Raw genomic sequence first — 12294 nt, forward strand, 5'->3', positions numbered from 1 at the left:
TAGGGCAGTAAGGCATAGGGCAGTATGTTTGACTTGCGGACATGCTGCCCGTCTTCGCCTTACTCCATTACTCCCCTAAACATACTGCCATATTGCCCTACTGCCTTACTGCCCTAACATGGCATCCTGCAAAGCGCGCAGTTCGGCGATCTTCGAGCCGGGCTGCGGTGCCGCATTGGCATAGGTGATGAGTTCACCCTTCCTGATCGGCGCGATGACTGTGCCGTTCTGCAGCAGGCCGCAGGGAATGGCCTTGGCAGCACGCGCTTCCGGCGCCGTCATGATCCATGAGCGGTAGCAATATTGCCCGATAGCATCCAGATGATCGCCGGGCTGCAAATCCTTCTTGGCAACCGCACAGACTTCCGCCACAGGCTTTGGCAGCGGCACCATATCGGTCTTGCCGTGCAGCACGACACGGGCCACTGTCAGCGGCACTTCCAGCGAAGTAAGATGGTAAGGGCGGTGGAAGGTGAAATAGGGGCCTTTGCCAATTTTCAGGTCTTCCAGTCGTTCGTTGAGGCGAGGGTGGTCCATCTTGGCCACAACGAACACGCCAGGTGAAACGCCTTTTCCGATGGAATAATCGACTACGCCGCTTTTGCTGAGAACGCCGCCATCTGCCTGCGGGATAAGCGTCTGGCTTAGCTGGTCGATGCTCGCGCGGGGACCGTGCATGCCGGCAATATCGGGAACGAGACCGGTGGCATTGGCAATGGCTGCCATCTCCACCATGGTTTTCGAGCCGTCGATGAATTCCACCAACAGGCGGACATTCATGTTCCGGCGGTCCGCTTCTTGCCTGTAATCGTCGGGTGTGGCGTCGAAATTAAGTGGATTGTTCTTGCCCTTGCCAGCCGAAACGACTTCATAGCCAAGCGCTGAAACGAACTCGATCAGCTCCATACAGGACGACGGCTCATCGCCCGCGCCAAGGGAATAGATCACGCCCTGCTTGTCGGCCTCGGCCTTGAGGTACGGGCCGATGGTGACATCCGCCTCGACATTCATCATGACGAGATGCTTGCCGTTGCGGATGGCCTTGATGCCGGTGTCTGCACCCACTTCCGGAATACCGGTGGCGTCAATTATGACGTCGAGCAGCGGATTGGACAGGATCAGGTCATTGTCGCCGGTGACGGCGATCTTGCCCGCTTCGATTGCGCGGGTCATTGCCGCTTCGCTGTTGGCTTCCTGCGCGTTCTCCTCGTCGCCATAGGCGGTGCGAACGGCTTTGAATGTGTTGGGAAGCCTGCGGGCGGAAAGTGCGCCGACTTCGATACCTTGCATCCGCGCCACCTGCGTGACGATGTCCGTTCCCATTTCGCCAGCGCCAATCAGACCGATGCGGATCGGCCTGCCGGTTTCTGCCCGCGCTGCGAGATCGCGCGCCAGTCCAACCAGTGCCACATTTGTCGTCATGAAACTCTCCGCAAAATGTCAAATCCGCACAGGCGAGATAAATTTGTCACGCTTGTGTTGATATAGGTGCGTAATAGATGAACAGTCTCTATATCAACACCGGCGCGCGCGCACCTTCAAACTGCGCGACAAAATAGGCATCCCTTTAGCAGGCCACTGGAGCCAAAATGAGCAGCGTATCCTCTTTCGATCTCGTGATCTTCGATTGCGACGGCGTTCTCGTCGATAGCGAGCCGCTTTCCTGTCTGGCTTTCGAGCGGGTCTATGCCAATCACGGCATGGAACTGCCGGAAGGCACGGTCGCCAAGGGCATCGGCATGAAGCAGGCCGATATCATGAAGATGATCGAGGATATGACCGGGCATCGCCTGCCGGATGAGGCCATAAGCCAGTTCTGGCCCGAAACTCAGGTCCTGTTTGCCGAAGCGTTGGAGCCGACGGTGGGCATTGCCGACTTCCTGCGCGAACTGCCGCAAAAGCGCTGCGTGGCTTCGTCGTCGCAGCCGGAGCGCATTGCGTTCAGTCTGGAAAAAACCGGTATCAGCCATTATTTCGGCGATGCGGTTTATTCGTCCAGCATGGTCAAGCGCGGCAAGCCAGCGCCGGACCTGTTCCTGTTCGCAGCCGACAAAATGGGCGTCGATCCGGCGCGCTGCGTGGTGATCGAGGACTCACCCTTCGGTGTCGAAGGAGCCATCGCGGCCGGCATGACGGCGTTCGGCTATACGGGCGGCGGGCATACTTATGCCGGGCACGCCGAAAAATTGACGGGCAAGGGAGCGCATCAGGTTTTCTCGCACTGGGATGATATTGCACGGGAAATTCTGGTTGCCGCTTGAGTTTTATGGGTTAAACACAAGGCAAATCACATCAGCAGGAATAGCCAGCGAATGAAAGACGCAATCACGCTCGACCAGTTGCGCGAGGCAATCGGTACGGAAATCGGATGTTCCGAGTGGCGCGAAGTCACGCAGGAAATGATCAACCAGTTCGCGGATGCGACCGACGATCATCAGTTCATTCATGTCGATCCGGAACGCGCTGCCAAGGAAACGCCTTTCGGCGGCACCATCGCGCACGGCTTTCTGACGCTGTCGCTGCTCTCGACGCTGGCCTATGAAGCGCTGCCGATGCTGGAGGGGGCCACGATGGGCATCAATTACGGCTTCGACAAGCTGCGCTTCCTGTCGCCAGTCAAGACCGGTTCGCGCGTGCGTGCTCGCTTCAAGCTGGCGGATGCAGATATCCGCCCGTCAGGCCGGGTGGTCAATCATTATGATGTGACGCTGGAGATCGAAAACTCGCTGAAGCCAGCACTGACCGCAACCTGGCTCACCATTGCCGTGGTGGAGCCACCGGAAGGTTAAGCCGCTTCGCGATGCACAACTGGAAGTCGTCCCTCTTCATCGAGAGGGGCGACTTTTTCTTTGTGCTCGATCATCAGTTCGCGGAAGAAGAACGGGCCGTGCAGGAACATGCCGAAATCGTAAAAATTCTTCTTCTCCGCCCCGCGCATATAAAGCAGATGCATCAGGAAGAAATTGCCCTTGGAACGCTTGTAACGGCTTTCGCTGTGCACGTTCTTGAAGCGGATGCGGTTGATGAGCGGCGGGTTGGCGGTCTTCAACTTGAGGACCTTGACCGGGTCCGAGCCGTAGAAGTGAATGATGTCGGTCAGCACCTGAAATTCCGACCACAGGACAGGGCTTTCCTCGATCACCACGCGCGCGTCCTCGCGCAGCGACTTTGCCTTGGGATGAAGCGCGATCATCATCAGACATGAGCCGATGGCAAGCAGAGAGACCGGCTGTTTTGCCAGAAGATCGGGGCGCTCGCGCTGCAAGTCGGCAAGCGCTTCCACTGCCGGAACCGTGCCGAGACTATGCGCAACTATGATGACCTCATCGGCATTGCTGGCTTCGATTTTCCGCTTCAGGCTTTCTGCAAAAGCCTTGCGCCGCTGGTTGAGCTTTTCGTTGCGTCCGTGAATACGATCATAGGCCGCAGACCAGTCGTCGAGCAGATAGGACATGAAAAACCGATCGCCGGGCTTGCGCACGAGCAGGGTTGCGACGATGGCTGCAAGCGGCGCCGACCAGAGAAGATGCAAGGCCGAAAGTCCTGCGGCCATCGGTGCAAAGGCGAGCAGGGCAGCGATGCCCAGAATCGCCAGTGACAGCAGGAATGGCCACAGGAAAAACAGGACGAAACGCCAGCTCGTCGTCAGATAGCGCCACAGCGTTCCGGTGAAGAGGATGTTCAAGAATGCGTGAAAGCCGGTCAGCATCCGCTTCGGTGTGGAGCGCGCGGCGTAATCGTCGAAAATATCCGCAGTGCCAAACTGGCAGAACTCGGTTTCCGTCTGCCAGCCATTGCCCACGGTGACGGCGGTCAGCGTGCCGCAATCGTCAGGCTCCTCCGTCATAGGCGGAAGCCTGGTCTTTGCTTTCCACAGGCGGTCGAAATCCTTAAGCGCCTGCGCGTGGCGCACGCGGACGGCCTTGGGGTGCAGGCCTTCATAGCCTGTGAACTGGATAACGAGTCGTTTGCGGAGGGGCATCAGGAGAATCGGATAAATTGAGAGGAAGCACGATCGGTTTTCTGGCGAAATGCTATGGGCAGTCATTGAGGCTGAATTATGCGGGAAACACGTGCCGCTTAGCCTATTCGCACGATTGGGACTATAGTAAATCGTGTGCAAGCCGGTAATTCACGCAAGCCGGTGGGCAAAGTTGCATCTTGAGGTGGACAGGCTAGGCTCTTTCTGGTAATAGCCACGACCAATTTGCAGCGTATCCGTTGCGAAGCTTGGGAGCCTTTGGGCGTTGATCGGCCGGTCAGACCGGCTGAAATCGTTAAAAGACCCCCTAACGGCCTCAGGCTTAACCGAAATTCTAACCGATACGGGAATACACGTGCAGGTACTCGTCCGCGATAATAATGTTGATCAGGCTCTCCGCGCTCTCAAGAAAAAGATGCAGCGCGAAGGTATCTTCCGCGAAATGAAGATGCGCGGCCACTATGAAAAGCCGTCCGAAAAGCGCGCTCGCGAAAAGGCAGAAGCCGTTCGTCGTGCACGCAAGCTGGCCCGTAAGCGCGCACAGCGTGAAGGCCTTATCGGCGGCCGTCCGGGCGCTCGCTGATCGACTTTAAAAACAGGCGCTGTTGAACAGCGCCTTTTTTGCTTTCCGGTGCTGGCTTTCGCTTGCGCCGGATTTTGCATGTTTTGACCTCAGATATTTGCGATTGTTTCCCGCACCTTGCGAAGCGGTTTTAGGTCAGCGAGTGCACTGAATTCGACATTTGCTCGATGCCTGCATCCGAAGCGTGCAAATGTCGAAAATCAGACCAACACATATATTTTCATTTGTTCAGGCTTCCATTTTTAATGCGGCGTTACGAAAAGTTTCTGGACTCCTCGCGTGCCAATATGTGTAAAAACAATAATTAGGATATCCAACTGTCAAGCGGGCTATCCAAAAGTAAACCAAGCTGAAGAAAATGCCGCCTTTTTGCTGTTTTTATCTGGTGGTTGAGGCCAGTATAGTACCGTAACAGACAGAATAATCCGGCAGAGGCGAGAATCCCCAAAGCGGATCTGGCTACGGGATGGAGAAGAGGCAGAAGGGTCTTGCACCCTATGCGAGCTGAAAGGAATGCAGTCGTTGCCCACGCGCTTGAAGATGATGCAATCGTCTGGAATGAAAGTTTCGGGAATTGAAGCATTGGGTGGAACAGGTCGGAACGGCCTTCTCATTGCCGCCGCACTTCTGGCTTTGACCGTTGCCGGTTGCCAAAGCTCCACAACTACGGCACTCAGCACTGTCGACAGGGCGCAAGGATCGAGCGAGAACATCAGTTCGCTGACAAGCGTGATCCAGAGCAATCCGCGCGATCCGGAAGGCTACAATGTGCGTGGTTCCGCCTATGGCAAGTCCGGGCGCTACAAGGAAGCGCTGCGCGATTTCGATCAGGCAATAGCGCTCAATCCGAATTTCTATCAGGCCTATGCCAATCGCGCGCTGGTCTATCGTTATATGGGCGACAGCACCAAGGCCGTGCAGGATTACAGCAAGGCCATCCAGCTCAATTCGCAATATGACGCCGCCTATATCGGCCGAGGCAATGTCTACCGTCAGGCCGGACGTCTCGATCAGGCGCTCAGCGACTTCAATCAGGCTATCGCCCTGCAGACGACCGATGGCCGCGCCTATCACAATCGTGGCCTGATCTATCAGGCCAAGGGTCAGCACAAGCAGGCCATCGAGGATTTCTCCAAGGCAATTTCGCTCAATTCCACGGCGCCGGAGCCTTATAACGGTCGCGGCATTTCCTATGTGGCGCTTGGCGACTACGACAACGCCTTCGACGATTTCAACACCGCCATCACGCTCGACCAGAACGTGGCGGAAAGCTGGGCCAATCAGGCGCTTGTCTATGAGCACAATGGCGACAAGGCCAAGGCTGCGAATTCCTATTCACGGGCCGTACAGCTCGATCCGAAATACCAGCCTGCGAAGGATGGTCTGGCCCGCACACGCGGATAACCTCAGAGCCTGTTCCAAAAGTCGTTCTGTGTGGCTGCAAATGGCAATTTATCTGCGTTCCGGTGCTCACGTACATCTCATAGACGCATAGTCTTATCCGAAAAGTCTGCAACTTTTCGGGATTATGCTTAGACGTACGCTCCGCTCCGGTACTCGAAAATCACCATTTTCGCACACACATACCGCCTTTTTGATTCACGCTCTCGTATTGCCAAGTATTGAAGATTGATAGCGGCGCTTTCCAAATTGGGGAGCGCCGCTTTTCTTTATAATTGGCCGCGATATATTGAATCTCATGTCGCTCTTCGATCACATCGGATTCAAAGCCCGTAACGTCAATCGCAGCCTTTCTTTTTACGAAAGCTGCATGCCAGAACTCGGCCTGGAGGTCATTGCCCGTTCGGGCACCGGCTTCTTTGTCAGTGGGGGAGAGCGGGCACCGGTTCCGTTTCTGTGGATCCATGGCGGCCACGATGGGGCGGGTGAGGGCGAGGACAAGCCAGGCGACCGTCTGCATCTCATGTTTACAGCCGGAAGCCGCGAGGCGGTCGAGTCGTTCCATCAAGCTGCACTGGAGGCGGGCGGCAGGGATAGTGGGAGCCCAGGCTATCAGGGCCCTGAAGAGATGGGCTATTACGCGGCTCTAGTCTTCGATCCCGACGGAAACACGCTGGAAGCGGGTTTCCGTGAGAGGAAGCGATAAGAGTTGGCTCAGGCGCGCAGGTTACGCTTGTCGAGACGGCTCACCAGCCGGTCGCCGATCCACTGGATGCCGCAAACCATGATGATGAGGATGATTACGACCGCGATCATGATCTGCGTCTCGAAGCGCTGATAGCCGTAGCGAATGGCAAGGTCGCCGAGACCGCCCGCACCGATGGCGCCTGCCATTGCCGATGCGCCGACCAGTGTGATGATCGTGACCGTAAAGCCTGCAACGATGCCGGGCAGGGCTTCGGGAACGAGCACTTCGCGCACGATGGTCCAGCGGTTTGCGCCCATGGAGCGCGCGGCTTCGATGAGGCCATGATCCACTTCACGCAGCGACACTTCCGCAATGCGCGCATAGTAGGGGATGGCGGCAATGGACAAAGGCACGATGGACGCCCATGTGCCGATGGATGTGCCGACGATGAAGCGCGTGACGGGAATGAGCGCCACCAGCAGAATGATGAACGGAACCGAGCGGAAACCGTTGATGATGGCGCCGAGGATCGTGTTCAGCGTCAGGTTCTGTGCGAGGCCACCCCGTTCAGTCAGGATCATGATGAGTGCGAGCGGCAGACCGACGACGAGCGAGATCAGGCTCGAAAAACCGGTCATGATGATGGTCTCCCAGAAGGAGCGCCAGAGAAGATCAAGCATCGCCTGAGACATAGCCGAGTACCTCCGTGGCGTCTGCATGGGTGTTGAGATAGGTGATTGCGGCGTCGAGTTTCGCCTTGTCCTCTGCGGGCAGGCCGATGAAGAGCGTGCCGACCGGCTCGCCCTGAATCGTATCCATGCCGCCATGGATGAGCTGCGGCGCCACGCCGGTGGCAGCGGAAACATCGTTGAAGAACGCGCCTTTTGCGGCTGCGCCCGACAGCTTCACCTTCAGCACGGCGAGGTTGCCGGATTTCTCCAGCCGGTCGCGCCAGATGGTAGGCAGTTCCGGCGTCAGCACCTGCAACATGCTCTGTGTGACGGGCGATTGCGGATTGGCGAAGACCTTCCAGACCGGACCTTCCTCGGCGATGGCGCCGTGGTCCAGCACGATCACACGATCGGCAATGCGGCGGATCACTTCCATCTCATGCGTGATGAGCAGGATGGTAAGGCCGAGCTTGGTGTTGATGTCTTTCAGCAGGGCCAGAATAGACTGGGTGGTTTCCGGGTCGAGCGCGGATGTCGCCTCGTCCGAAAGCAGCACGGCAGGTTCAGCGGCAAGGGCGCGGGCAATGCCGACGCGTTGCTTCTGGCCGCCGGAAAGTTGGGCGGGATAGTGCTTTGCCTTGTCGGAAAGGCCGACCAGTTCGAGAAGTTCCGCAACACGCCTGGCGCGTTCGGCCTTCGGCTTTCCCGCGATTTTCAGCGGCAGGGCGATGTTTTCGGCAACGGTCTTGGCCGAAAGCAGGTTGAAATGCTGGAACACCATGCCGATGCGGCGGCGCACGGGGCGTAGTGCGTCTTCGCCAAGGCCGGTGATTTCGCGCCCTTCGATCAGGATCAAACCGGCATCCGGCTTTTCAAGGCCGTTGACGCAACGGATCAGCGTGGATTTGCCCGCGCCGCTGCGGCCGATGATGCCGAGAATTTCGCCGCGCGCGACGGAAAGCGAAACGCCGTTGATAGCTGCCGTATCGCCGAACATTCGGCGCACGTCTTTCATCTCGACGATGGGCGCTGATGTGGCGGGCGGCTTTTCAATGGTCACGGTCGTTTCTTCTATGTCTGGATAGGCCGCTGCGGGCAGCGGCTTGTTGTATTCGATAAGGCTTCAAGGAAGGATGATGCCTGGCTCAAGCCATCAGCTTTCGCTGTGGCGATGCTTTAGGGCAATTTTTGTCGGTACGTCAATAAAAGCCGCGCCGGAAACGGTTCCGGCGCGGTCTTTCAAGCATCAAAAGCAATTATTTCCAGGCCGGGATGCCGGTGCCCTTGTAGGCACGGTCGATTTCGGCCTTCACGGCGTCGTTCTGGAACGAGGCCACGAGATTCTTCACCCATTCAGCGTTTTCATCTTCGGTGCGGACCGCGATGAAGTTGTTGTAGGGGTTGTTTTCCTTCGATTCCCAGCCGATTGCCTCTTCCTTGTTGAGGCCTGCCTTTGCTGCCCAGTCGTTGTTCACGATTGCTGCATCGAGGTCATCGATGGAACGGCCGACAACACCGGCGTCGAGTTCCTTGATCTCAAGCTTCTTCGGATTTTCGACAATGTCGATCGGGGTGGCCAGAATGCCCGCATCCGGCTTCAGCTTGATGAGGCCCTTTTCTTCCAGAACGCGAAGCGCGCGGCCTTCGTTCGACGGATCGTTCGGCACGCCGACGACGGCGCCTTCCTTCAGCTCGTCAAGGCTCTTGTGCTTGCGCGAATAGATGCCGATCGGCCAGACGGCGGTGTAGCCGGCGACGCTGATCTTGTAGCCGTGCTGCTTGATCTGCTCGTCCAGATAAGGCTTGTGCTGGAAGGCGTTGGCGTCGATTTCCTTGCGTTCCAGAGCTTCGTTCGGCTGGTTGTAATCGTTGAAGGTCACGCGCTCGATGTTGAGGCCGTGCTTCTTGCCTTCTTCGGCAACGACTTTCCAGACGTCTTCGTCTTCGCCGCCCATGATGCCGACCTTGATGGTCTTGTCTTCTGCGTGGCTCGGCGCCGACGCGAAGCCGACAGTCAGTGCGGCTGCGGTGAAGAGAAGGGCTTTCAGACCGGCGCGACGGGTCAGCGTGTAGCGGGAAAGGACTGACGACATTTTGTTTTCCTTGTTTAAAGACTTTGGAGAGCCGGTCCCGGAAAGCGATCTTTTGAGATGATCTTTCTCCCCCTGCCCACCTTGTTGCCGATAATTCCCTTTTGTCGGGCAATAAACAAGGAAAATTATTTCAGAATTTGCCGAAGCCATGATGCCGAAATTGCGTTCACGAGACGGTGAGCGGATTGCCATTTCCGCCCATCTCGCTTGCTTATCGGTTGTCAGCAATAATCATCTGTGCGGCCTTCTCGGCGATCATGAGAGTCGGTGAGTTGGTGTTGCCGGAAGTGATGGTCGGCATGACCGAGGCATCGGCGACGCGCAAGCCCGCAATGCCGTTGAAGCGCAGGCGGGGATCGACGATTGCTTCTGCGTCCTGCCCCATGCGGCAGGTGCCGACCGGATGGAAAATCGTCGTGCCGATATCGCCAGCCGCCTTTTCCAACTGCTCTTGCGTTTCGTAAGCGGGACCCGGCTTGAACTCCTCGGGGCTGAACTTTTGCAACGGTGCCTGCGCCACGATATGGCGCGTGATGCGGATGGCGTCGGCGGCAACGCGACGGTCGCTCTCGGCGGCGAGATAATTCGGCCTGATTGCCGGTTGGGTGCGATGATCTGGCGACTTGATATGGATCGAGCCGCGGCTGTCGGGGCGCAGATTGCATACGCTTGCCGTGAAGGCAGGGAACGGGTGGACGTTTTCGCCGAACTTTTCCAGGCTCAGCGGCTGCACGTGATATTGCAGATTGGCGGTCTCAAAGGACGGGTCCGAACGAGTGAAAACGCCGAGCTGGCTTGGCGCCATCGACATGGGACCGGATTGCCGCAGCAGATATTCCAGCCCGATCATCGCTTTGCCGACAAGCTTGTTGGCTTTTTCGTTGAGGGTCGGAATGCCGGTGACCTTGTATGCGCAGCGCAATTGCAGGTGATCCTGAAGGTTTTCGCCGAGCTGCTTGCGCTCCAGCTTCACAGGGATGCCCGCCTGCTGCAGCACGTCGCCGCGCCCGATGCCTGACAGTTCTAGGATTTGCGGCGAGCCGACTGCACCGGCAGCCAGAATGACCTCGCGCTTTGCCTTTACCGTGCGGGTGGTGCCGTTCTGGTCGAAAGTGACGCCGGTGGCGCGCAGTTCCTCGATCTCGATGCGGCGCACATGCGCGCCGGTTTCGACCGTCAGATTGTTGCGGTCGAGCACGGGCCGCAAAAAGGCTTTGGCGGTATTCCAGCGAATGCCGCGCTTCTGGTTGACCTTGAAATAGGACACGCCTTCATTGTCGCCGCCATTGAAATCGTCGGTGGCGGGGATGCCCGCAGAGACCGCTGCATCACGAAAGGCATCCAGAATATCCCAGTGCAGGCGGGCGTTTTCGACGCGCCATTCACCGCCCGCGCCATGCACATCGCTGGCACCCGCAAAATAGTCTTCCGATTTCTTGAACAGCGGCAGGACATCGTTCCAGCCCCAGCCTTCGCAACCGGCCTGACGCCACAGGTCGTAGTCGCGGGCCTGACCGCGCATATAGATCATGCCATTGATGGAGGAGCAGCCGCCCAGCACCTTGCCGCGCGGATAGCCGAGCGAACGACCGTTCAGCCCCGGTTCGGCTTCCGTGGTGAAGCACCAGTCGGTGCGCGGATTGCCGATGCAGTAGAGATAGCCAACCGGGATGTGAATCCAGGCGTAATTGTCTTTTCCGCCTGCCTCCAGCAGCAGTACGGAGCGGTTCTGGTCTGCGGAAAGTCGGTTCGCAAGCGCGCAACCTGCCGTGCCCGCGCCAACCACGATGTAATCGTAGGTGTCGGTCATGATCTCATATCCAGTAAAAAGCGGAGCCGCTATCGAACGAGCGAGCTGCTCCCGAAATTTTGGTTAGCCGAAGAGTTTTTTTCCGATCCGCGATGCATAGAACTCGCCCACGATTCCCTTACGGAAGAGGAGGACGCATGCCATGAAGATGACGCCCGTCACGATCGTGACCGGGAAGTCGGATGTTGCGAGATAGTTCTGCAGTGCGACGACGAAGGCTGCGCCGACGATGGGGCCGATGAGGGTTCCGATGCCGCCGAGAAGCGTCATCAGGATCACTTCGCCCGACATCTGCCAGCCGACATCGGTCAGCGTTGCGAACTGGAAGACAAGCGCTTTCAGCCCGCCTGCGAGACCTGCAAGTCCTGCCGACATGACGAAGGCTGCAAGCTTGTAGCGGTTGACGGAGTAACCGAGCGAGATCGCGCGGTTTTCATTCTCGCGCACCGACTTCAGGATCATGCCAAAGGGCGAATTGATGATGCGCCAGATGATAAAGACGCCCAGCACGAACACGGCCAGCACGAAATAATACATGTTCATTGGCTGGTTGAGGTCGATGATGCCGAAGAGAAACCCGCGCGGCACACCCTGCAATCCGTCTTCGCCATGAGTGAAGGAAGCCTGCAGGCAAAAGAAGAAGAACATCTGCGCCAGCGCCAGCGTAATCATCGTCGAATAGATGCCCTGACGGCGAATGGCGAGATAACCGATGACGAGGCCAAGCGCTGCTGCGGCGAGAACGCCGAGCACGAGGCCGAGTTCCGGCGTGACGCCCCAGACCTTCACCGTATGGGCTGTGATATAGGCAGCACCGCCGAAGAAGGCCGCATGGCCGAAGGAGAGAATGCCTGTATAGCCCAACAGAAGGTTGAAGGCGGAGGCGAACAGCGCAAAGCACAGCATCTTCATCAGGAAGATGGGGTAGACCATGAAGGGTGCAGCCAGCAGTCCGACCAGCGCGATGCCGAGGACGATGATCGAGAGGCTGTTGACGACAGGTGCCTTGCTGTCGCGCGGAGCCGCAGTTGCCTTGGGAGTAGCCTTGAGAGCGGTATCAGCCATA

At 57.7% G+C, this 12294-nt stretch carries 12 protein-coding genes; 5 read left to right on the forward strand and 7 right to left on the reverse strand.

Features of this window, described 5'->3' with window-relative positions:
- Positions 1-105: 105 nt before the first annotated feature.
- Positions 106-1422, reverse strand: coding sequence for a 1-deoxy-D-ribulose 5-phosphate reductoisomerase (locus HWX93_RS04985; RefSeq protein WP_176036704.1), 1317 nt, complete (start codon positions 1420-1422; stop codon positions 106-108).
- Positions 1423-1589: 167 nt separating this feature from the next.
- On the opposite strand from HWX93_RS04985, the gene HWX93_RS04990 reads away from it, so the two are divergent.
- Both HWX93_RS04990 and HWX93_RS04995 read left to right on the forward strand, forming a co-directional pair.
- The gene (locus tag HWX93_RS04990) at positions 1590-2261 is read left to right on the forward strand and encodes an HAD family hydrolase (protein WP_176036705.1); all 672 of its coding nucleotides are present in this window, start codon (positions 1590-1592) and stop codon (positions 2259-2261) included.
- Positions 2262-2312: 51 nt separating this feature from the next.
- Positions 2313-2789: a MaoC family dehydratase gene (locus HWX93_RS04995; protein ID WP_006471187.1), complete on the forward strand. Its 477-nt coding sequence runs from the start codon at positions 2313-2315 to the stop codon at positions 2787-2789.
- Here HWX93_RS04995 and HWX93_RS05000 read toward each other — a convergent pair.
- Positions 2786-3982 (reverse strand): alpha/beta hydrolase, encoded by a 1197-nt coding sequence (locus HWX93_RS05000; RefSeq protein ID WP_176036706.1) that lies wholly within the window; start codon positions 3980-3982, stop codon positions 2786-2788. The two genes, HWX93_RS04995 and HWX93_RS05000, sit on opposite strands and share 4 nt — an antisense overlap.
- 355 nt (positions 3983-4337) lie before the next feature.
- On the opposite strand from HWX93_RS05000, the gene rpsU reads away from it, so the two are divergent.
- The 3 genes from rpsU (at position 4338) to HWX93_RS05015 (ending at position 6672) form a co-directional block, all read left to right on the forward strand.
- The gene (gene rpsU, locus HWX93_RS05005; RefSeq protein ID WP_010659458.1) at positions 4338-4565 is read left to right on the forward strand and encodes a 30S ribosomal protein S21; all 228 of its coding nucleotides are present in this window, start codon (positions 4338-4340) and stop codon (positions 4563-4565) included.
- Between the two features lie 513 nt (positions 4566-5078).
- Positions 5079-5969: a tetratricopeptide repeat protein gene (locus tag HWX93_RS05010; RefSeq protein WP_176036707.1), complete on the forward strand. Its 891-nt coding sequence runs from the start codon at positions 5079-5081 to the stop codon at positions 5967-5969.
- A gap of 295 nt (positions 5970-6264) precedes the next feature.
- Positions 6265-6672, forward strand: a complete 408-nt coding sequence (locus HWX93_RS05015; RefSeq protein ID WP_176036708.1) for a VOC family protein — start codon at positions 6265-6267, stop codon at positions 6670-6672.
- Between the two features lie 8 nt (positions 6673-6680).
- On the opposite strand, the gene HWX93_RS05020 is transcribed toward HWX93_RS05015, so the two are convergent.
- The 5 genes from HWX93_RS05020 to HWX93_RS05040 all read right to left on the reverse strand — a co-directional run bounded on the left by HWX93_RS05020 (position 6681) and on the right by HWX93_RS05040 (position 12293).
- Positions 6681-7346 carry a methionine ABC transporter permease gene (locus HWX93_RS05020; RefSeq protein ID WP_140021557.1) on the reverse strand — a complete coding sequence of 222 codons (666 nt, stop codon included), beginning with the start codon at positions 7344-7346 and terminating at the stop codon, positions 6681-6683.
- The gene (locus HWX93_RS05025) at positions 7327-8385 is read right to left on the reverse strand and encodes a methionine ABC transporter ATP-binding protein (RefSeq protein ID WP_176036709.1); all 1059 of its coding nucleotides are present in this window, start codon (positions 8383-8385) and stop codon (positions 7327-7329) included. The genes HWX93_RS05020 and HWX93_RS05025 overlap by 20 nt, the downstream gene beginning before the upstream one ends.
- Before the next feature lie 196 nt (positions 8386-8581).
- Complete coding sequence (locus HWX93_RS05030; protein ID WP_109987349.1) at positions 8582-9418, reverse strand: MetQ/NlpA family ABC transporter substrate-binding protein; 837 nt, start codon at positions 9416-9418, stop codon at positions 8582-8584.
- A 211-nt stretch (positions 9419-9629) separates the two neighbouring features.
- Positions 9630-11228, reverse strand: coding sequence for a GMC family oxidoreductase (locus HWX93_RS05035; protein WP_176036710.1), 1599 nt, complete (start codon positions 11226-11228; stop codon positions 9630-9632).
- Positions 11229-11291: 63 nt separating this feature from the next.
- On the reverse strand, positions 11292-12293 hold the full coding sequence (locus HWX93_RS05040) for a branched-chain amino acid ABC transporter permease (RefSeq protein WP_176036711.1): 1002 nt from the start codon (positions 12291-12293) through the stop codon (positions 11292-11294).
- Between the last annotated feature and the right edge of the window lies 1 nt (position 12294).

The sequence above is a fragment of the Brucella tritici genome (assembly GCF_902825325.1).
Lineage (GTDB): Bacteria > Pseudomonadota > Alphaproteobacteria > Rhizobiales > Rhizobiaceae > Brucella.

Bases quoted from the DNA above. Each gene is read 5' to 3' on its own strand.
- HWX93_RS04985 (WP_176036704.1), bottom strand. From the start codon at position 1,422: ATGACGACAAATGTGGCACTGGTTGGACTGGCGCGCGATCTCGCAGCG.
- HWX93_RS04990 (WP_176036705.1), top strand. From the start codon at position 1,590: ATGAGCAGCGTATCCTCTTTCGATCTCGTGATCTTCGATTGCGACGGC.
- HWX93_RS04995 (WP_006471187.1), top strand. From the start codon at position 2,313: ATGAAAGACGCAATCACGCTCGACCAGTTGCGCGAGGCAATCGGTACG.
- HWX93_RS05000 (WP_176036706.1), bottom strand. From the start codon at position 3,982: ATGCCCCTCCGCAAACGACTCGTTATCCAGTTCACAGGCTATGAAGGC.
- HWX93_RS05010 (WP_176036707.1), top strand. From the start codon at position 5,079: ATGCAGTCGTTGCCCACGCGCTTGAAGATGATGCAATCGTCTGGAATG.
- HWX93_RS05015 (WP_176036708.1), top strand. From the start codon at position 6,265: ATGTCGCTCTTCGATCACATCGGATTCAAAGCCCGTAACGTCAATCGC.
- HWX93_RS05020 (WP_140021557.1), bottom strand. From the start codon at position 7,346: ATGTCTCAGGCGATGCTTGATCTTCTCTGGCGCTCCTTCTGGGAGACC.
- HWX93_RS05030 (WP_109987349.1), bottom strand. From the start codon at position 9,418: ATGTCGTCAGTCCTTTCCCGCTACACGCTGACCCGTCGCGCCGGTCTG.
- HWX93_RS05035 (WP_176036710.1), bottom strand. From the start codon at position 11,228: ATGACCGACACCTACGATTACATCGTGGTTGGCGCGGGCACGGCAGGT.
- HWX93_RS05040 (WP_176036711.1), bottom strand. From the start codon at position 12,293: ATGGCTGATACCGCTCTCAAGGCTACTCCCAAGGCAACTGCGGCTCCG.